This window comes from Caulobacter henricii (assembly GCF_001414055.1).
GTDB classification, from domain to species: Bacteria; Pseudomonadota; Alphaproteobacteria; order Caulobacterales; family Caulobacteraceae; genus Caulobacter; species Caulobacter henricii.
Genome location: NZ_CP013002.1, coordinates 3,104,681 through 3,122,607, shown reverse-complemented (window position 1 = coordinate 3,122,607; position 17,927 = coordinate 3,104,681). Strand labels below are relative to the sequence as shown.

Sequence of the window (17,927 nt, the reverse complement as noted above, 5' to 3'; positions counted from 1 at the left end):
AGGTCCGGGCGGTTTAGGGGGGTGCATGTTCAATCGCCGCAATTGGCTGCTGGCAGGTGTGGCTTTGGCCCTTTGCCCCAAGGGCAGAGCCTCGGCCGCCGAAGCGCCGCGCCAGGCCGTGCTGACCGCGATGGCGCGCGCCACCCGCTTCATGACCGAGAAGGTGGCCGTTCGCGGCGGCTATGTCTGGTCCTACCTCCCCGACCTGTCGCGCCGCTGGGGCGAGATGGAGGCCTATCCGACCATGATCTGGACCCAGGCCCCAGGGACGCCGGAGGTGGGGCAGATCTTTCTGGACGCCTGGCACGCCACGGGAGAGGCCTTTTACTACGCGGCCGCCGAGCAGGTCGCTGCGGCCCTGATCGCCGGCCAGCATCCTTCGGGCGGCTGGAACTACATCATCGACTTTGCCGGCGAGGCCTCAATGCGTCGCTGGTACGAGACGATCGGCAAGAACGGCTGGCGACTGGAGGAGTTTCAGCACTACTACGGCAACGCCACCTTCGATGATCATGCGACCATCGAATGCGGCCGCTTCCTGCTGAGGATGCACCTGGAAAAGGGCGATGCCCGCTATCGCCAGGCCGTCGACAAGACCGTCGATTTCGTTCTGGAGAGCCAGTATCCCAACGGCGGCTGGCCACAACGCTGGCCCCGGATGGGCGAGTTCTCAAAACAGGGGAGGCCAGACTATACCGGTCTGATCACCCTCAATGACGAGGTTGCGGAAGAGAACATCAGCTTCCTGCTGCTGGTCCTGCAACAGCTGAAGGAGGAGCGGGTCCGCGCGCCGCTTGTTCGGGCCATGGAGCTGATGATCGACCTGCAGCAGCCCGCCCCGACGCCGGGCTGGGCCATGCAGTACACGCCCGACCTCAAACCCGCACCGGCCCGCACCTATGAGCCCGCCTCGATCACCCCGCACGGCACGGCGGCGGCGATCACCCAGCTCCTCGACTATTATCAGCTGACCGGGGAGCGGAAATACCTGGCCCGCGTAGGCGACGCGATCGACTGGCTGACCAGTGTGGAGATCCCGCCGGAGAAGCGGCCGGCGAACGGCCTGAACTTCTATCGCAACTATGATCCAAGCACTGGGCGGCTCATCGGCGGGGGGCGCAAGGGCTCGAACGCCCAGAACGGCGCGTACTGGAACGGGGCCGACACCTCCACCACGCTGCCGGCCAAGCGGGTCAATGTCGAAAAGCTCCGCGCCCGCTACACGCAGCTGGCCGCCATGAGCGCCGAGGAGGCCACGCGCGACTCGGCGCTGATGGGGCGCGGACCGTCGCTGATGCCCCGGTTTGTCGTGACCCACGCCCTGGGCGGGTCAGACCTCAATGTCACCGCTGCCGCAGCCAAGGCCGAGGACAGCGCAATGGCCCTGGTGGCGGGGCTCAATGCCGAGGGCTACTGGCCCGTGGAGCTGCGGACCACCAGCCACGTCTATCGCGGCGACGGCCCGCCGGTTCCCCCGCCGGGCTTTGTCGATCGCGGGCAGGTCGGTGACGAGTGGGACACCTCACCCTTTACCGAAGCCTCGGGTCCCATGGGCATTTCGACCGGGACCTACATCAACAATATGAGCCGCCTGATCGCCTATCTGGAGGCCGGACGATGAGGGCCCTTGGCTTCGCTGCCCTGCTCCTGCTGACGGCCGGCCCGGCCTTGGCGCAGGACCCATGGTACGTCCAGGGCGAGTTCAAACCCGTGCAGCGCATCGCCATCCAGGTGCAGAACCCGCTGGACGTGGCGCGGACCGACAGCCCGGTCGTGATCCAGCGCGCCGATCTGGTGCCGTTGCACGACGTGCACGAGCTGCAGATGACCCTGGTCGATCCACGCGGAACCCCCAATCCCGAGCCTTCGGCCCAAAAGCGCGCGCTGGAGGGGGCTCATGGTCAGGTCGCCGAGGCCAACGGTCATGCCTTCCCCTACCAGTTCGATGATCTGGATGGTGACGGCCTGTGGGATGAGCTGTTCTTCATGGCCGACTTCGCTCCGCGCGAAACCCGGACCTTCTATGTCTATCTGGGGATGCAGCAGCGCGGCTGGAACCCGCACCGCACCCATGCCGCGATCGGCAGCTACATGCGCCACACGGTTCCGTTCTGGGAGAGCGCCAATATCGGCTGGAAACTCTGGTATCCCACCGACATCGACGTCTACGGCAAGCGCAAGCCGCAGCTGATGAGCAACCGGCTCTATATGGAGAACCTGGACGGTTATGCGGTGTCGCTGATCGATCCGGGTCTTGGCTCGGACATCATGAGTGTCGCCAACTCGTTCGGCGGCGGTGGCATTGGCCTGATCGAGGACCCGGCCCACCCCGAAAAGGTCTCGCGGCCGCGGTTTGGCCCGGGAACCACCGAGAACTTCAATGGCGGACCGCTGTCTTCAACGCGCTATGCGTTCAGCGTGGTGGCCAATGGGCCGGTCCGAAGCATGGTGCGTATCCGGACGATGAACTGGACGACCGGCCTGGGGACCTATGATCTGGAGCAGGTCTACACGGCCTATGCCGGTGAGGACTACACGACCGCCGAACTAGCCTTCACGCGCTGGCCGAAAAGCGCCAGCCCGCCCCGGCTGGTGGTCGGCATCCGCAAGCGGGCGACCGAGGACAGCTTCGTTCAGCAGGGCGGTATGGTGGTCAGCGCCGGGGCCGAGCTGATCCGAAACCCCGATGATCTGGCGCGGGTCCAGGCGGACATGGCGGTGGCCTATGCGGGCTCTGCCGTGGTCGTGCCTGATCGGTTCGCACCGGCCTATGCCTTTCTTCCAGCCTATGAGGGCAATCACCTGATGACCGCGCCCCTGCCGGCCGATGGCCGGTTCCGGTATCTGCTGGCCTCGGGCTGGAGCGAAGGTGAAACACGCAAGACCGCGTCCGCCTTTACGGACTATGTGCGTGTCGTGGCCCGCGAATACAATGCGCCGGTCACCTTCGCAGGCCTAAAGCGCGAAGCCCGCCCTTGAAAAGGGGGCGGCCGGCCGGCTGACGTTCGAGCGGGTCTAAGTCTATGATTCAGAGCCCTTTCCGCTCGGACCGGTGGCTCCGGGTTGGTCAAAACGGGCTCTAAATCAAAAGTTTAGGGCCTTTCCAGATCCGATGGCCGTTTCCCACATCCCGGGAAATACTCTAGGCTGCCGCCAATGGAAAAGTTCCCCAGTCCACGTCTGGTCACAGTCCGCTTGTCGGCCGAAGATGCCGCCGATCTGCAGGCCCGTGTCGATCGCGGTGAGTTCGCCTCGCTGGATGAGGGCGTGGCGGCCGAGCTGGCCGAGCTGAACTATCGCCGCGCGGCCGAGATCGTCGGAGGCTCCGAGGCGCTGGAAGCTCTGCTCGATGATCTGGATTTCGAAATGGTCGAGCCTGAAGCGCCGGTGGCCGGCAACATCTCCCTGACCGAGATGCTGGCCAACCTGAAGGCGCAGGCCAAGGCCGCCGACGAGTGAGCGTGGCCTTCGATTTCGACGCTGTGGTGGTCGGCGCGGGTGCCGTCGGCCTGGCCTGTGGCTATGCCCTGTCCAAGCGGGGTCTGGTTGTCGCCGTGCTGGAAGAGCAGGGCCATATCGGCCAGGGCGTGTCGTCGCGCAATTCCGAGGTCATCCACGGCGGGCTCTATTATCCGACCGGGTCGCTGAAGGCGCGGCTGTGTGTTCAGGGGCGGCGGGCCCTTTACCCCTTCCTTGAGCGGCACAATGTCGGCTTCAAGAAGTGCGGCAAGCTGGTGGTGGCCACTGACGAAGCCGAGATCGCGCGGCTGGACGACATCCTGGCCCAGGCGCTGGAGAATGATGTCGAGGGCATGGAACGCCTGACCGGCGAACAGGCCCGTGCCCTTGAGCCCGGCCTCAATGCCCACGCCGCCTTGCTGTCGCCCGAGAGCGGCGTGTTCGACAGCCATGGTTACATGTCGGCCCTGCAGGGCGAGATCGAGGCGGCCGGCGGTGCGGTGGTGATCGCGACGCCGTTCGAGGGCGCGGAAGCCCTTCCGGGCGGCGGCTTTTCCGTTCGGGCTGGCGGAGCCGAGCCCACAAGCCTGACCTGCCGGTGGCTGGTCACCGCAGCGGGGCTGTCGGCCCAGGCTGTTGCAGCGCGGATCGAGGGCTATCCCGTCGATCACATCCCCAAGGGGCATTTCGGCAAGGGGGTCTATTTCCGTCTGACCGGCAAGGCTCCGTTCCAGCGCCTGATCTATCCGCCGCCGATCCATGGGGCCCTGGGTACCCATTATCGCAATGACCTGGGCGGGCAGGCGGTGTTCGGACCCGATCTGGAATATGTCCCGGCCCCTGACTATTCGGTCGACCCGGCCAGGGCCGAGATCTTTGCCGCCTATATCCGCAAGTTCTGGCCGGGTCTGCCCGAAGGGGCCCTGTCGGTGGACTATGCCGGGGTACGACCCAAGCTGCATGGCCCCGGCGAACCGCAACCGGATTTCCAGTTGTGCACTGAGGATGACCACGGGCTTGAAGGGCTCATGGCCCTGTTCGGGATCGAAAGTCCGGGCCTGACCAGCTCCCTCGCGATCGGGGAAGAGGTCGCCGCGCGGCTTTTGGGCTAAGCCGGTCTCGTCGGCACCTTCGCACCGTCAGCCATCCCTCTCACGAGCAGGTCCCGTTGACACCATTGACCCGCCCGCAGATGTTCCGCCTTCCTGGACGCACTGGAGCCTGCCCTTGACCGCCATCTTGCACGCCATGCTGGGCAAGGGGCTGGGCGGACTGGAGCGCGTATTCCTCGACTATCAGCCGATCCTGGAGGCCTATGCCGCCAGGCAGGGCGGCCACTGTACGGGCGTGGTGCGCCGGGGCGGCGCGATCGCCGCAGCAGAGGCGCTGCGCGCACCCCCCCTGGCCAGCATGCCCGCCTATACGGACTGGGATCCCTGGACTGTCGGTTCTGCCCGCCGCCTGGTGGCCCAGACCCGTCCGGACCTGATCCTCAGCCACGGCCAGAGGCCTGCTCGACTGTTTGCGCGCCTAGCTCCGGTCGGGGCGGTCAAGGCGGTCTGCGTGCACAAGCCGACCTTCGATGTCGTCGACGATACCCACTATATCTGCGTTGGCCGCCATCTGGCCGACCTGGCCCTGGCGCGCGGCGTGCCGTCGTCGCGGGTGCATGTCGTTCCCAATGCCGTTGCCGAGCCCACCGTTCAGGCGACGCCCTTTGCGGTGCCAGGCGCGGCGGTCCGTATCGTGGCGGCGGGCCGTCTGCATCCCAAGAAGGGCTTTGATGTCCTGATCCGGGCCATCGGCCTGCTGCGGGCCCGCGGTCTGGACGTGGTCTGCGACATCGCGGGCGAAGGTGAGGAGCGCGCCCATCTGCAGCAACTGATCACGGCCCAAGACCTCGGCTCGGTCGTTCGCCTGATTGGCTGGACCCCCGAGGTGTCGAGCCATCTCGCCAGCGGGGACCTCTTTGCCTTCCCGTCGCACCAGGAAGGTTTCCCGCTTGCCTTGCTCGAAGCTATGGCCGTTGCCCTGCCGGTCGTTTCATCCGCGATCGACGGCCCTGTGGAGATGGTCGAGGAGGGCGTGACCGGACGGCTCGTGCCACCGGGTGAGCCGCAAGCCCTTGCTGAGGCCCTGGCAGACCTGATCGCCCAGCCGGCTCTGGCCAGCGGCCTTGGTGAACGCGCCCGGGAGGCCGTCCTGCGCGACTACGGCCCGGCCAGCCTGGCGAGGCGACTTGATGCCGTGGTGGATCGGATGCTTGCCCGGGCTTGATGCCTCAGCGACTTGGGCGTATGACCCCGCTCCGTCCTGGGACGGTTGGGTAGCTCAGATGGTTAGAGCGGTGGATTCATAACCCACAGGTCGGCGGTTCGATCCCGCCTCCAACCACCAGGTCACTTTTCCGCTTCGTGCCCTATCCCGCCAGCGGAAACACCCGGGTTTGCTTGACGACACCATAGGCGAAGCTGGTGTCGATCGAGGCGATACCCGCAATGGCGTGCAGCTTCCGCCGGATGAAGTCCTCATAGGCTTCCAGGCTCTCAACGATCACCCGCAGCAGATAGTCGTCGCCGCCGGCCAGCAGGAAGCAGTCGAGGATCTGGTCGATCCGCGCCACCTGGTCCTCGAAGCCCTTGACCACGTCCTGGCCGTGACGATCCAGCCGCACGCGGATGAAGACGGTGATCGGCAGGCCATAGGCCTTCTGATCGACCAGGGCCGTGTAGCCGGTGATCACCCCTTCAGCTTCCAGATTGCGCAGACGGCGGAGGCAGGGGGAGGGCGACAGGTTCACCCGATCAGCCAGGTCCTGGTTGGTCAGGCGACCGTCCTTCTGCAGTTCGCGGATGATCTGACGGTCCTTGGCGTCCATATCGGCTCCTCAGGGTGGAATCTGCCAAAACAGATGCCTTCACTAGCAGACTTGGCAATCTTCCGCCGATGAATCCACGTCAATCTCGTGCTGTAGCAACGGAGCACAGCCATGGCGCGCGACCTTATCGAGACCGGCTTTTCGACACGGGCGATCCACGCGGGCTATGATCCGGCTGACGAGCACGGTGCACTGACCCCGCCCGTCCACCTGACCTCGACCTTCGCCTTCGACAGCGCCGAAGCCGGCGGTGAGATGTTCGCCGGCACGCGGCCGGGGCACTTCTATTCGCGCATCTCCAACCCGACGACCGACCTGCTGGAACGCCGCGTTGCTTCGCTGGAGGGAGCCGAGGCGGGCGTGGCCACAGCTTCGGGCATGGGGGCGATCACGGCGGTGATGTGGAGCTTCCTGCGGGCGGGCGACGAGGTGGTCACCGACCAGACGCTCTATGGCTGCACCTTCGCCTTCATGCGTGACGGCCTCTCGCGGTTCGGGATCACGGTCACCCAGGTCGACATGACCGACATGGACGCCCTGGCGGCGGTGGTGTCAGACAAGACCCGGATCATCTATTTCGAGACCCCGGCCAATCCCAATATGCGGCTGGTCGACATCGCCGGTGCGGCAAAGGTGGCCCGTGCCTGCGGAGCAAAGCTGGTGGTGGACAATACCTACGCGACACCGCTGCTGACCCGGCCGATCGAACTGGGTGCCGACATCGTGGTGCATTCGGCCACCAAGTATCTGGGCGGCCACGGCGATCTGGTCGGCGGCATCGCCGTCGGCGGGGTGGAAGACATGGCCCGTGTACGGTTGACCGGGGTCAAGGACATGACCGGGGCGGTGATGTCGCCGTTCACGGCCTTTCTGGTCATGCGGGGGCTGAAGACCCTGGCCCTGCGCATGCGTCAGCACTGCACCAGCGCCGCCAGCGTCGCGACCTGGCTGGAGTCTCATCCGGCCGTGACGCGGGTCTTCTATCCGGGGCTCAAGAGCTTTGACCAGCACGCGCTGGCCCAGCGCCAGATGGCCCTGCCCGGCGGCATGATGGCCTTCGAACTGGCCGGCGGGCACGAGGCCGGGGTGGCGATGATGAACCGGCTGACCCTGATCCGCCGGGCTGTCTCCCTGGGCGACGCCGAGACCCTGATCCAGCATCCGGCCAGCATGACCCACTCGACCTACAGCGCCGAGGAACGCGCGGCGGCGGGTATTGGCGAGGGGCTGGTGCGGCTGTCGGTCGGTCTTGAGGATGTGGCTGATATCCTGGCAGATCTGGCCACGGCCCTGTCTCCGCACGCCGCGTTGAGCCCCGTGCCGGAAGCGCGAAAGGTTAATGTCGCGGCACCATGATCGCCAGGGGGCTTCCCTGTCGGGCGCGAGCAAAAGGCTCAAGGTTTCAGGGGCTTGCCGGTCAGAATGGTCGCAGGGACGACAAAAAAGGCCCGCCTGCACGGCCGATTAACCGCGCCATGCGTTTATGGGTCCATGTCGAAGTACGCGTCAGGCGGAGAAGGCGATCGGCGGGGCGCGCCCCGATTGGCGACCCAAAGGGCCGGCAAGCTGCTGTCCGGCACCTTCGCCTGGGACTGCGTGATCCGCGACGTTTCAGAAAGCGGGATCAGGGTGCAGATGCTGGCCGGGGTTGCACCACCCGCCCAGGTTCAACTGGTCGATCTCGCTGCAGGCTTGGCCCATGACGTGCAACTGGCCTGGCAGAGGGAGCGCGAGGTCGGCTTCAAAATCCTCAAGAGCCATGATCTGCGCGGTCTGACCCATGCCTCAGCCCGCACGGCCAAGAACCTTTGGATGGCCTCGCAGGCGCGCCTTTCGGTCAGTTAGGCAACCGAGATCCTGACAGCTGACTGTCGGGATCTCGCTCAACGTTTCCCTAGCCTTGGGTCAGGCGGCGTCGCCCCGCACGGAGTCATCCGCCATGGCTCGAACCAGATCGAGTACCTGGCGGCGCACCTTGCCCCGGCCAATGCGGGGGAAGACTTCTGCCAGTTCAATGCCTTCAGGGGTCGTCAGGAACTCCTGCACCACCCGTTCGGCATGCAGCCCGACCTCGTCGGCCTCAGAGCCCCCCATGGGGTCAGCCAATCCGTCAAAGAAGAAGGAAACCGGCACCTGCAGGGTCTTGGCGATCTCATACAGTTTGGATGCACTGACGCGGTTGGCACCACGCTCGTACTTCTGCACTTGCTGGAAGGTCAGGCCGAGGGACTCCGCCAATTGTTCCTGGCTGACCCCTAACAGTTTGCGACGCATTCGAACGCGCCCGCCGACATGCAGATCGACCGGGTTGGGTCGTCGGCCTTCGGTTTCTTCGTTCATTCTTTCGCCTCCAAGGGTTGTTCGCCAAACATGACACGACCGTGACGGCGGCGAAAGTCAGGCGTGGCCTCAGGTTGGGCGAGTGAGGTCCTGCGCCCCCCAATATGGGTTCAGACCAGCCGCCGCTGATCCTTCGAAGGGGCATCTGTGCGTTCTGAAGCCGTGGGCCTTGATCGGAGTGTTGCTCAAATCGGTGAGGATCAGGCCGCCACGTCCTCGTCCGCTGCGTCGTTCAGGAGTGCGCTGAGCACGGTGGCCAATCGGTCGGGCTTAATCGGCTTTTCCACGACATCTTGCATACCGGCTGCCAGATAGGTCTGGACATCGGAAGGATCGGCGTTGGCGGTCAAGGCGACGATCGGCGTCGTGGCGGGATGCCCCTGCATCTCGCGAATGGCGCGCGTGGCCGTCACGCCGTCCATGCGGGGCATCTTGATGTCCATCAAGATCAGGTCGAAGCGGCCGCTTCTGGCCATTTCAACAGCCTCGAGACCATCGACCGCCTGTTCGGAAGTACAGTCAAACATGTCGCACAAGGCCTCGGCGACCATGCGGTTAGTGGCATTGTCATCGACGATCAGGATATGAGCGGCCCGGGTGTCGTGGCTCGGCTCTGCCCGAGGCGCGACGCTGGTTTCTGCCAGGGGAGCGTCAAGGCCGAAGCGCACGGTCAGGCCTGCGCCGCGATTGGCTTCAGCCCTCACCTCGCCGCCCATGCCACGCATGATCTGGTGGGCCAGGGCCATGCCGACGCCGAGGGCCATCTCGGTACGATCCTCGATGCGAGCGGCACCCAGGGGGTCGAAAATGCGTGCCAGCCGATCTTCTGCCTGGCCGACGGCATTATCGCGGACGCTCCCTTCAAGATGGACACCATCCTGTCCGATACGGGCCTGGAGACAGGCTTCGATGACGCCCCGGCCGCTGGCGAGGGCACTTTCGATCAGGGCGTCAAAGACCTGCAAAAGGCGCTCGGCGTCGACCTCGACCCCGCAGTCCGGCTCGCCATCATAGGAAAACAGGAGGGTTGAGCCGCCCTCGGCGGCGCGCACTGACCAACGGGCCTCAACAGCGTCGGCCAGGTCGCAGAGGCGCACCGGCCGCGATGCCAAAGGCAATTGACCCAGGGTCGAACGGTGCAGGTCGATCGCCCGGCCCAGCATGGCCCCCATGTCGCGGCTGGTATCGCCGATGGCGCGCACAAAGGCGCTGGCGTCCGGCGTCAGGCGCTGTTGCTCCAGTCGCTCAGTGATGGCCAGGACGCCGTCCAGGTGATGATTGATGTCGGTCGCCATCCGCTCGACCAGCGCCATGGCCTCCCGGGCCTCGCGCTGCCGGCGCCGATAGGACGCCAGCAAGGGTCCAAGTCCTCCCACGCCGACATAGTCGCCGGCCTCGTCCACGGCCACGAAGGCCGTGCGGAACACCGGTGAAGGATTGTCAGCCAGTCGGTCGACAAAAGCGCCAAGCTCAGTATCCGCCGGAACCTGGCGGGGTGAGGTGTCCATGATCTCGGCAATTGGCTGTTGGGCCAGAGCCGCGCGGGCGACGGCCATCATGCCCATGAACACATCGCGGTAGATCACGCCTACCGGCTTGCCACCGTCCACCACCGCAAGGGAGAAGGCCGTTTGATCAGCCTCGAGCAGCGCCCACACCGCCTCGCAGGAGGCAGTCGGGGCGACCGGTGGACGGCGATCGATAAGACGAGATAGCGTTTCCATGCGGCCGCTTCGCTGGCGTCTGTGAAAGATCACCTTGCCGTCAGCGCCCTTGCGGAGTCGTTAAGTCGCGGCAGATTCTTGCAAATTCAGCCTGGTGCCGGCTTTTGTGCTGGTCGCGGCCCTGGCTGTCCCGACCATGAAAAAAGGGCGGCGGAATTGTCCGCCGCCCTTTGAAGTCTGAAGTGTTCCGTCAGGAACTCTTGGTTACCACTTCTTGGTGACGCTCACGCCGTATAGGCGCGGCTCCTGGGTGATGATATTCGTGAACAGGCCCGAGGAGTCATCGCTGGTATAGGCATCGATGATCGGGATGTCGTTCATCAGGTTCTTCACATAGGCGTCGACTTCCAGGCCCCATTCCGACTTCTCGATCTTGAGGGTCAGGTTGGCGTTGTCCCAGGGTTTGATGCGATCATAGGCGGTGTTGTACACCCGGGCATATTGACCCGTCTGGCGGTAGTAGTCGCCCCGCAGGGTGGCCGACCAGCCGTCTGCCATATCCCAGCGATACTGGGCACCGACCGAGGTCGTCCAGTGCGGCGAGCTGGGCAGCTCGTTACCGGACAGATCCGCCGTGGTGCCTTCGATCGAGTAACCGGCACCGTAGTTATAGAGCCCGGTGCCGTTGGCCAGGAAGTTGGCCGTCGGTGCCGGAACGCCGCGGCTCTGCAGGAAGCCGGCGAACACGGCAGGACCGCCGCAAGCGAAGGGCAGGGTGGCACCCTGGCCAATGGCCAGCAGGGTGGCCACGCCGGCCGAGCTGAGCACGCAGTTGGCACCGACGCTGGCGTTCGGCAGGCTGGGCCCGACCTTGACCACCGTATAGGCCGGGTTGCTCTGCGTCCGGTTCATGGTGTCGATCGACTTCACGCCCTTGCCGATCTCGGTGTGCAGATAACCGACATTGGCGTTGAGGCGCAGGTTGTAGATCGGCGACCAGATCGACTCGAACTCAAGGCCATAGACCTTGGCGTTGACGTTCTCGTTGACCGAGGTGCGGTTCACGATCTTCGAGATCTGGTAGCCCTGGTAGTCATAGTAGAAGCCCGTTGCGTTCACGAGCAGGCTGCCACCCATCAGGGTGTTCTTGGTGCCCAGCTCGATGGCGTTGACGAACTCCGGCTCGAAGGTCTGCGGGATACCAACGGCATTGGCCGGAACGCCCGGGTTGATGCCACCGCCCTTGTAGCCCTTGGAATAGAAGGCATAGACGAGGGTGTCGTCCGTCAGTTCCAGATCAGGCTTGTAGTCGAAGCCGAAGCGGCCGGTGAGTTCGCTGAAGCTAACCTTGGCGGTCGGGGTCGCAGGATCGAGGACCAGGCCGGTACCCGGCGCGAGCAGCACGGTCTTGTAGTTGTCGACTTCCTTGCGGTCACGGGTCTGGCGCAGGCCCAGGGTGAACTTCAGGTCGTCATTGGCCTGCCAGTACAGTTCGCCAAACAGGGCGTCTGATTTCAGGCGATAGGGGGTGCGGTTGTCATAGTAGTTGTGGCCCGAACCGTCCGGCGTGGCCTTGGTATCGATGCCGATACAGCTGTTCGGCAGGGTGACCGGGTTACAGTTCGGATTGCCGCCGTTCAGAGGGTTGGTCGCGTTCAGGGCCAGGGCCGACAGGGTCAGCGAGTTGCCGATCACATAGTAGTCGGTGACCGTCTCATAGTCGAAGTGGATGCCGCCGATGTTGAAGTTCAGCGGCCCATCGAAGTTCGACGAAAGGCGGATTTCCTGGCTGAACTGATTGGCGTCATTGGCCGAGATATCGAGCGTGGTGAACTTGTTGCTGCGACCGGTCTGCGGGTCATTGGCAAAGCCACCGGGCGTGAACGGGGTATTGTTGAACGGGACGGTCGAGACGTTGCGGTTATAGTCCTGCTTCGAATAGACCGAGTTCTCGCTGTAAGACGTCATGGCCGTGACCGTCAGATTGTCGGTCAGGTCATAGTTCAGGGTGAACTGATAGACGTCTGACTTGGAGCGATAGATCGGGTCGAACGACGACTCGAACTTGTTCAGATCCTTGTCAGTGGTGTCGCCAGCGTTCACGTCGCCGCTGGTGAAACCGAAGATGTTGCCGAGTTCGCCCGTCAGGGTGCCGGACGAGTTGACCGTGCCATAGGCGTTGTTGCTGTACAGTGTTCCGGGCAGGCAGCCCTGGGTCAGGAAGATGCGGGCTGCGCCAGTGGCCACGCCACCGACGGTGGCCGGACCATTGTCCTTGGTGCAGAGCTGCTTGCCGGTCCGCGAACGGGCATCATCCTCGTGGAAGCGTTCCCAGAGGAAGTTGGTGCGCAGCTTCTCGGACGGATTGAACATCACCGAGATGCGGGTCGAGTACAGGTCCCGGTCGTCCACCTTGTTGCCGGTGAACGTGTTGGTCATGTAGCCGTCGCGCTTCAGATAGGCCCCTGCGGCCCGGACGGCGAGTACGTCGCCGAAGATCGGCAGATTGACCATGCCGCGGACCTTCTGGGTCCCGTAGTTGCCGACTTCCGCGCGGACCATGCCCTCAAAGCTGTCGGTCGGCTTGGCGGTGATCAGGTTGACCACGCCGCCGGTGGCGTTACGGCCATAAAGGGTGCCTTGCGGTCCGCGCAGCACTTCGACGCGTTCCATGTCGTAGAATTCGGCTTCGAACAGGTTGCCCGACTGCTGGGGGGCGTTGTTCAGGTGGACGCCGACGCCCGCATCCGCTGACGAGCCGACGGCCCGAGCCCCGATGCCGCGAATCTGGAAGTTGAAGCTGTTGGTGAAATTGCTCTTGGCGAAGCTGACGTTCGGAATGGCCAGCTGGAGGTTCGGACCGCCGTCGATCTTCTGGGCTTCAAGCGTGTCCTGGCTGAACGCGGAAACCGCGATCGGCACGTCCTGAAGGGCTTCTTCCTTCTTCTGGGCGGTGACGACCAGTTCCTCGATCACCGTGCTCTGCTGGGTGCTGGTCTGGGCCAGAACGGGTGTGGCGACGGCTGCAAGCACGGCCGCCGAAGCACCCATGGCCAACAGGCTCCGCAAACGCGAAGATTGCGACATTCGAATTCCCTCCCTGAACGCCGCGGTTCCTTATGGCGGACCCTGCGTGCGTCGCTTGTTTCCTCGGTGCCGTACAATTCGCGCTACGCGGGCGTACGGCTGACCCCTCGCAGCATACAAGGATTGCATACTTGCGTTCTTTGGCTGTCAACTGGTGTCCATATAAGTGATCGGCGATAGGTTACGCCTTTTCACTTTCCCCTTCGTTGCGTTCTCCTGTTTGGGGCAAGTTTCCACCGGAATTAGAAAGGACGGTTTGTTGCTTACCTAACGGAAGTTCTGCCTGAGACCCCCAAGGCCGGGATCCTGCACCGGACCACCTTATCGCCCGTTGCGCGATTACGGGCTTGGGTATTGGCGGCATAGACTTGCAGCAGCCGTGACGTTGGGCACCAGGTGGTGGATCAAGGTCCGCAGCCACGGCTCAGCCGTTTCGAGTGGTCTCGGCGTCGTGTAGAGGTAGCCATGGTTCTGTTCCTCACCCCCTGTTCAACCGGCGGCCAGCCGGCCTGGAGCTCACGTCATGACTGATGCCGCCCTGGTGCTGTTCTCTGGCGGCCAGGACAGCAGCGTCTGCCTGGCTTGGGCACTGGAACGTTATGCCCGTGTCGAGACGGTCGGTTTCGACTATGGCCAGCGTCACCTGATCGAGATGGAGGCGCGGCAAGCTGTCCGTCACCAGATCGCGGCGCGCTTCCCGCACTGGGGCGAACGGCTCGGCGAGGACCATGTGCTGGACCTCCGCGGCTTCGGTGCGGTGGCGCAGAGCGCCTTGACCGCAGATCGGGCCATCGAAATGACTGATCGGGGCCTGCCGTCGACCTTCGTTCCCGGGCGTAACCTGGTGTTCCTGACCTATGCTGCGGCCCTGGCCGACCGCCGTGGTATCGCCGCCCTGGTCGGTGGAATGTGCGAGACGGACTTCTCTGGCTATCCCGATTGCCGGCGCGACACCCTCGATGCCATGCAGAATGCGCTCAATCTCGGCATGGACCGCGAGTTCCGGATCGAAACGCCCTTGATGGCCCTGACCAAGGCCGAGACCTGGGCCCTGGCCAAGGCCCTGGGAGGCGAGGATCTGGTCGACCTGATCGTGGTCGAGAGCCACACCTGCTACCAGGGCGAGCGCGGCGAATTGCAGGCCTGGGGCCATGGCTGCGGTGACTGTCCGGCCTGCGACCTGCGCCAGAAGGGCTACGAGGCTTGGGACGCCGCCGGACGTGCGGAGCTCGAACTGTGACCTATTCCGTCAAGGAGATCTTCCTGACCCTGCAGGGCGAAGGCGGCCAGGCCGGCAAGGCGGCCGTGTTCTGCCGCTTCGCCGGCTGCAATCTGTGGACGGGTCGCGAGCAGGACCGCGCCAAGGCGGTCTGCACCTTCTGTGACACCGACTTCGTCGGCACAGACGGCGAGGGGGGCGGCAAGTTCGCGACGCCTGAACTTCTGGCGGACGCGGTCGAGGCCGCCTGGACGGGCGGGGCCAAGGATCGCCTGGTGGTCTGTACCGGTGGCGAACCCCTGCTGCAGCTGGATCCGCCCGCGATCGCCGCCCTCCACGCCCGGGGTTTCATGATCGCCGTTGAGAGCAATGGCACCGTCTCGGCCCCTGAGGGCATAGACTGGGTCTGTATCAGCCCGAAGGCTGACGCCCCGGTCATCCAGACCCGGGGCCAGGAGCTGAAGCTGGTCTATCCGCAGGACAAGGCCATGCCGGAGCGGTTCGAAAGTCTCGATTTCGAGCGCTTTTACCTGCAGCCGATGGACGGCCCCGACCGCGACCGAAACACGCAATTGGCCGTCGCCTATTGCCTTTCCCACCCTCAATGGCGTTTAAGCGTCCAAACACACAAATATCTCGGCCTGCCCTGACGGATAAGGCGCTCGACTTGGTGACAGGGTCGACGCGCTAGAGCCTCCCAGGCCTTGTCAAAAGAAGCATAGATGATGCCCGTCTTCGAGATCACGAAGGCCGCGACCTTCGACGCGGCCCATTACATTGAGCAAGGTCCTGCCGACCATCGCTACCGCAAGCTGCACGGCCACTCGTTCAAGGTGGAGGCCAGCGTGAAGGGGCAGATGCAGGACGCCGGCTGGGTCGCCGACCTGGAGGGCCTGGACACGGCGCTGAAGTCCGTGGCCGCAGAGCTCGACCATGGCCTGCTGAATGATCGCCCCGGTCTGGAAAGCCCGACCCTGGAGCGCCTCTGTCTCTATTTCGCCGAGCGGCTGACCCCGGCCTTTCCGGGTCTGTCCCGGGTGGAGATCTCGCGCCCGACCATCGGCGAGCGCTGCGCGCTCAGCCTCTGAGTTCTATTGCGAGCGCTTCCAGGCGTCGTATTCCCGCTTCTCGCGATCCTTGGCGCTTTCGCCCGGAATGACGGCCTTGCCGGTGGCGACCACGGCCTTGCCCCCGACCTTGGCGGCGCCGCCGACCACGGCCCCGGTGACGCCAATGGCGGTACCGGCCACCATGCCGACGGTGCTGGCGGCCAGGCAGCCCTGCAGGCTCAGGCCCAGGGCGACGAGGGTGACGACGGAAGTCAGACGTTTCAGGCTCATGGCGCGCTCATCAGGACGGACAGCGCCCAGATGATGGCTAACAGGTCTTAAAACCTGATGAGCAACGTCCCGGAGCGTTGCCCGACAGGCGGGAAACGGCTTTCGGCCCCCTCAGAGCTCTAGCCGAAATCGATGGCGATGGAATCGTCGTCGCGCCGCCAGGGGCCCTTGTGGTCGGCGCTGGTGCGTCGCCGGCGGTCAGGCCCGAAATAGGTCCCGCAGCGGATATAGGGTCTCGGCTGCTCGATCAGCAGGGTCAGGCGATGGACCAGGCTGCGCCCGGTGACCGGCTTGGTCAGGAACTCGTTGACCCCGGCATCGCGGGCATCCTGGACGCGCCGCAGGGTGGAGTGGCCGGTGACCATCAGGACCGGTGCGAAGGGGTTGGGGCTGTCAGGCGAGCGTCGCAGCAGGTTGACGAAGTCGATGCCGCCCAGCTGGCCCATCTTCAGGTCGGTGATGACGATGTCGATCGGCACGCCGCGCATCAGGTTGAGGGCCTCGACGCCGTCCATGGCCTCGAAGATCTGCCGGACGCCGATCGCGCGCAGCATTTCGGTCAGCAGCAGCCGCATGTGCCGATTGTCATCGACCAGAAGAATTTTCAGGGTGTCGAAGCGCACGCGTTTCCTGGACCTTGACGCGCTACGGCGCAACTTTTGCGAGATTTTTTGGGTTTTATTCGCAGTAATGGCAGACCTACTGCCTGGCAACTGGGCAGGTCAAGCCAGAAAACCTAATGTTTTCAGCAAGCGTACTCAAAATACCAAAGGTCGCTGACCGGAGGTTTCAGAGGCGCTCGCTTTGCCCGGGCCGGTAGGCGCCGCCGCCGGTCTGGGCCCGGTGGCGCAGGAAGGCATCGGCCAGGACGCAGGCGGTCATGGCCTCGACCACCGGCACGCCGCGAATGCCGACACAGGGGTCGTGGCGTCCCTTGGTGCGCAGGTCGACATTCTCGCCGGCCTCATTGATCGTCTCGCGCGGGATCAGGATCGAGGAGGTCGGCTTGAAGGCCACCCGGGCCACCACCGGCTGACCGGTCGAGAGGCCACCCAGCACCCCGCCGGCGTGATTGCTCAGGAAGACTGGCCCGTCATTGCCCATGCGCATCTGGTCGGCATTGTCCTCGCCGGTCAGGGCGGCGCTGGCGAAGCCCTCGCCGATCTCGACGCCCTTGGCGGCATTGATCGACATCAGGGCTGCGGCCAGTTCGGCGTCCAGCTTGCCATAGAGCGGCGCGCCCCAGCCGGCCGGAACACCCGTCGCCTCGACCTCGACAACGGCCCCGGTCGAGGAGCCGGCCTTGCGGATCTTTTCCAGATGCTCTTCCCAGACCGGGATGATCGCCGCATCGGGCGACCAGTAGGGGTTCTGCTCGACCTGGTCCCAGTCCCAGTTGGTCCGGTCGATCGCGTAGGGGCCGATCTGGACGAGCGCCGCGCGCACCGTCACGCCGGGGATCACCAGCCGGGCAATGGCCCCGGCCGCCACGCGCGCCGCCGTCTCGCGGGCCGAGCTGCGGCCGCCGCCGCGATAGTCACGCACGCCGTACTTGGCGAAATAGGGATAGTCGGCATGACCGGGCCGGAAGGCCTGGGCGATCTCGCCATAGTCCTTGGAGCGCTGGTCGGTATTTTCGATCATCAGCGAGATCGGCGTGCCGGTCGTGCGCTGGCCGTCCGAGCGGCCGTCTTCGAACACGCCCGACAGGATGCGCACCGCATCCGGCTCCTGGCGCTGGGTGACGAACTTGCCCTGGCCGGGGCGACGCTTGTCGAGGAAGCCCTGGATCATCTCCGCCGTCAGGGCGATCCCGGGAGGGCAGCCGTCGACGACGCAGCCGAGCGCCGGCCCGTGGCTTTCGCCCCAGGTGGTGACGCGGAACAGGTGACCAAAGGTATTGTGCGACATGCCGGGGCTTCTAGCGGAAACAGCCGGCT

The 17,927-nt window shown here is 64.8% G+C and carries 17 protein-coding genes and 1 tRNA gene; 11 read left to right on the top strand and 7 right to left on the bottom strand.

The annotated features are described in order from the left end of the window. The first annotated feature begins 25 nt into the window (after nt 1-25). From AQ619_RS14655 to AQ619_RS14630, 6 genes are all read left to right on the top strand, one after another. Nucleotides 26-1,621, top strand: a complete 1,596-nt coding sequence (locus AQ619_RS14655) for a pectate lyase (protein WP_062149209.1) — start codon at nt 26-28, stop codon at nt 1,619-1,621. Next, nucleotides 1,618-2,979: a DUF4861 family protein gene (locus tag AQ619_RS14650; protein WP_062149206.1), complete on the top strand. Its 1,362-nt coding sequence runs from the start codon at nt 1,618-1,620 to the stop codon at nt 2,977-2,979. The genes AQ619_RS14655 and AQ619_RS14650 overlap by 4 nt, the downstream gene beginning before the upstream one ends. Nucleotides 2,980-3,156: 177 nt before the next feature. Then, nucleotides 3,157-3,459, top strand: coding sequence for a hypothetical protein (locus tag AQ619_RS14645; RefSeq protein ID WP_062149203.1), 303 nt, complete (start codon nt 3,157-3,159; stop codon nt 3,457-3,459). Nucleotides 3,460-3,461: 2 nt separating this feature from the next. Further along, nucleotides 3,462-4,571, top strand: a complete 1,110-nt coding sequence (locus AQ619_RS14640; protein WP_236849485.1) for an NAD(P)/FAD-dependent oxidoreductase — start codon at nt 3,462-3,464, stop codon at nt 4,569-4,571. A 115-nt stretch (nt 4,572-4,686) separates the two neighbouring features. Continuing rightward, nucleotides 4,687-5,736 (top strand): glycosyltransferase, encoded by a 1,050-nt coding sequence (locus AQ619_RS14635; protein WP_062149197.1) that lies wholly within the window; start codon nt 4,687-4,689, stop codon nt 5,734-5,736. Nucleotides 5,737-5,779: 43 nt separating this feature from the next. Further along, nucleotides 5,780-5,856: transfer RNA gene (locus AQ619_RS14630), tRNA-Met, on the top strand. A gap of 22 nt (nt 5,857-5,878) precedes the next feature. On the opposite strand, the gene AQ619_RS14625 is transcribed toward AQ619_RS14630, so the two are convergent. Further along, complete coding sequence (locus AQ619_RS14625; RefSeq protein WP_062149193.1) at nt 5,879-6,337, bottom strand: Lrp/AsnC family transcriptional regulator; 459 nt, start codon at nt 6,335-6,337, stop codon at nt 5,879-5,881. A gap of 111 nt (nt 6,338-6,448) precedes the next feature. Here AQ619_RS14625 and AQ619_RS14620 point away from each other — a divergent pair, with 111 nt between their 5' ends. Next, entirely contained in the window at nt 6,449-7,693 is a 1,245-nt protein-coding gene (locus AQ619_RS14620; RefSeq protein WP_062149190.1) for a methionine gamma-lyase, read from the top strand. A gap of 66 nt (nt 7,694-7,759) precedes the next feature. After that, on the top strand, nt 7,760-8,182 hold the full coding sequence (locus tag AQ619_RS14615; RefSeq protein ID WP_417903572.1) for a PilZ domain-containing protein: 423 nt from the start codon (nt 7,760-7,762) through the stop codon (nt 8,180-8,182). 60 nt (nt 8,183-8,242) lie between these two features. Here the strand turns inward: AQ619_RS14615 and AQ619_RS14610 are convergent, their stop codons facing one another. The 3 genes from AQ619_RS14610 to AQ619_RS14600 all read right to left on the bottom strand — a co-directional run bounded on the left by AQ619_RS14610 (nt 8,243) and on the right by AQ619_RS14600 (nt 13,428). After that, on the bottom strand, nt 8,243-8,677 hold the full coding sequence (locus AQ619_RS14610; RefSeq protein WP_062149185.1) for a helix-turn-helix domain-containing protein: 435 nt from the start codon (nt 8,675-8,677) through the stop codon (nt 8,243-8,245). Between the two features lie 200 nt (nt 8,678-8,877). Then, nucleotides 8,878-10,401, bottom strand: coding sequence for a response regulator (locus AQ619_RS14605; protein WP_062149182.1), 1,524 nt, complete (start codon nt 10,399-10,401; stop codon nt 8,878-8,880). A 204-nt stretch (nt 10,402-10,605) separates the two neighbouring features. Then, entirely contained in the window at nt 10,606-13,428 is a 2,823-nt protein-coding gene (locus AQ619_RS14600) for a TonB-dependent receptor (protein ID WP_062149178.1), read from the bottom strand. Nucleotides 13,429-13,951: 523 nt separating this feature from the next. Between AQ619_RS14600 and queC the strand changes: the two genes are divergently transcribed. The 3 genes from queC (at nt 13,952) to AQ619_RS14585 (ending at nt 15,735) form a co-directional block, all read left to right on the top strand. Further along, nucleotides 13,952-14,668 (top strand): 7-cyano-7-deazaguanine synthase QueC, encoded by a 717-nt coding sequence (queC, locus tag AQ619_RS14595; RefSeq protein ID WP_062149175.1) that lies wholly within the window; start codon nt 13,952-13,954, stop codon nt 14,666-14,668. Then, entirely contained in the window at nt 14,665-15,297 is a 633-nt protein-coding gene (gene queE, locus AQ619_RS14590; protein ID WP_062149172.1) for a 7-carboxy-7-deazaguanine synthase, read from the top strand. The genes queC and queE overlap by 4 nt, the downstream gene beginning before the upstream one ends. Nucleotides 15,298-15,369: 72 nt before the next feature. Further along, nucleotides 15,370-15,735: a 6-carboxytetrahydropterin synthase gene (locus tag AQ619_RS14585; protein WP_062149169.1), complete on the top strand. Its 366-nt coding sequence runs from the start codon at nt 15,370-15,372 to the stop codon at nt 15,733-15,735. A 3-nt stretch (nt 15,736-15,738) separates the two neighbouring features. Here AQ619_RS14585 and AQ619_RS14580 read toward each other — a convergent pair whose 3' ends face one another. From AQ619_RS14580 to aroC, 3 genes are all read right to left on the bottom strand, one after another. Then, entirely contained in the window at nt 15,739-15,987 is a 249-nt protein-coding gene (locus AQ619_RS14580) for a hypothetical protein (RefSeq protein WP_062149166.1), read from the bottom strand. Nucleotides 15,988-16,106: 119 nt separating this feature from the next. Beyond that, the gene (locus tag AQ619_RS14575; RefSeq protein ID WP_062149163.1) at nt 16,107-16,610 is read right to left on the bottom strand and encodes a response regulator; all 504 of its coding nucleotides are present in this window, start codon (nt 16,608-16,610) and stop codon (nt 16,107-16,109) included. A 166-nt stretch (nt 16,611-16,776) separates the two neighbouring features. Then, nucleotides 16,777-17,898 carry a chorismate synthase gene (gene aroC / locus AQ619_RS14570; RefSeq protein ID WP_062149160.1) on the bottom strand — a complete coding sequence of 374 codons (1,122 nt, stop codon included), beginning with the start codon at nt 17,896-17,898 and terminating at the stop codon, nt 16,777-16,779. Nucleotides 17,899-17,927 lie beyond the last annotated feature (29 nt).

What these genes read in the sequence shown, in the direction of transcription:
- AQ619_RS14655 (WP_062149209.1), top strand. Translation starts at nt 26, where the DNA reads ATGTTCAATCGCCGCAATTGGCTGCTGGCAGGTGTGGCTTTGGCCCTT.
- AQ619_RS14650 (WP_062149206.1), top strand. Translation starts at nt 1,618, where the DNA reads ATGAGGGCCCTTGGCTTCGCTGCCCTGCTCCTGCTGACGGCCGGCCCG.
- AQ619_RS14645 (WP_062149203.1), top strand. Translation starts at nt 3,157, where the DNA reads ATGGAAAAGTTCCCCAGTCCACGTCTGGTCACAGTCCGCTTGTCGGCC.
- AQ619_RS14625 (WP_062149193.1), bottom strand. Translation starts at nt 6,337, where the DNA reads ATGGACGCCAAGGACCGTCAGATCATCCGCGAACTGCAGAAGGACGGT.
- AQ619_RS14620 (WP_062149190.1), top strand. Translation starts at nt 6,449, where the DNA reads ATGGCGCGCGACCTTATCGAGACCGGCTTTTCGACACGGGCGATCCAC.
- AQ619_RS14615 (WP_417903572.1), top strand. Translation starts at nt 7,760, where the DNA reads ATGGTCGCAGGGACGACAAAAAAGGCCCGCCTGCACGGCCGATTAACC.
- AQ619_RS14610 (WP_062149185.1), bottom strand. Translation starts at nt 8,677, where the DNA reads ATGAACGAAGAAACCGAAGGCCGACGACCCAACCCGGTCGATCTGCAT.
- AQ619_RS14605 (WP_062149182.1), bottom strand. Translation starts at nt 10,401, where the DNA reads ATGGAAACGCTATCTCGTCTTATCGATCGCCGTCCACCGGTCGCCCCG.
- AQ619_RS14600 (WP_062149178.1), bottom strand. Translation starts at nt 13,428, where the DNA reads ATGTCGCAATCTTCGCGTTTGCGGAGCCTGTTGGCCATGGGTGCTTCG.
- queC (WP_062149175.1), top strand. Translation starts at nt 13,952, where the DNA reads ATGACTGATGCCGCCCTGGTGCTGTTCTCTGGCGGCCAGGACAGCAGC.
- AQ619_RS14585 (WP_062149169.1), top strand. Translation starts at nt 15,370, where the DNA reads ATGATGCCCGTCTTCGAGATCACGAAGGCCGCGACCTTCGACGCGGCC.
- AQ619_RS14580 (WP_062149166.1), bottom strand. Translation starts at nt 15,987, where the DNA reads ATGAGCCTGAAACGTCTGACTTCCGTCGTCACCCTCGTCGCCCTGGGC.
- aroC (WP_062149160.1), bottom strand. Translation starts at nt 17,898, where the DNA reads ATGTCGCACAATACCTTTGGTCACCTGTTCCGCGTCACCACCTGGGGC.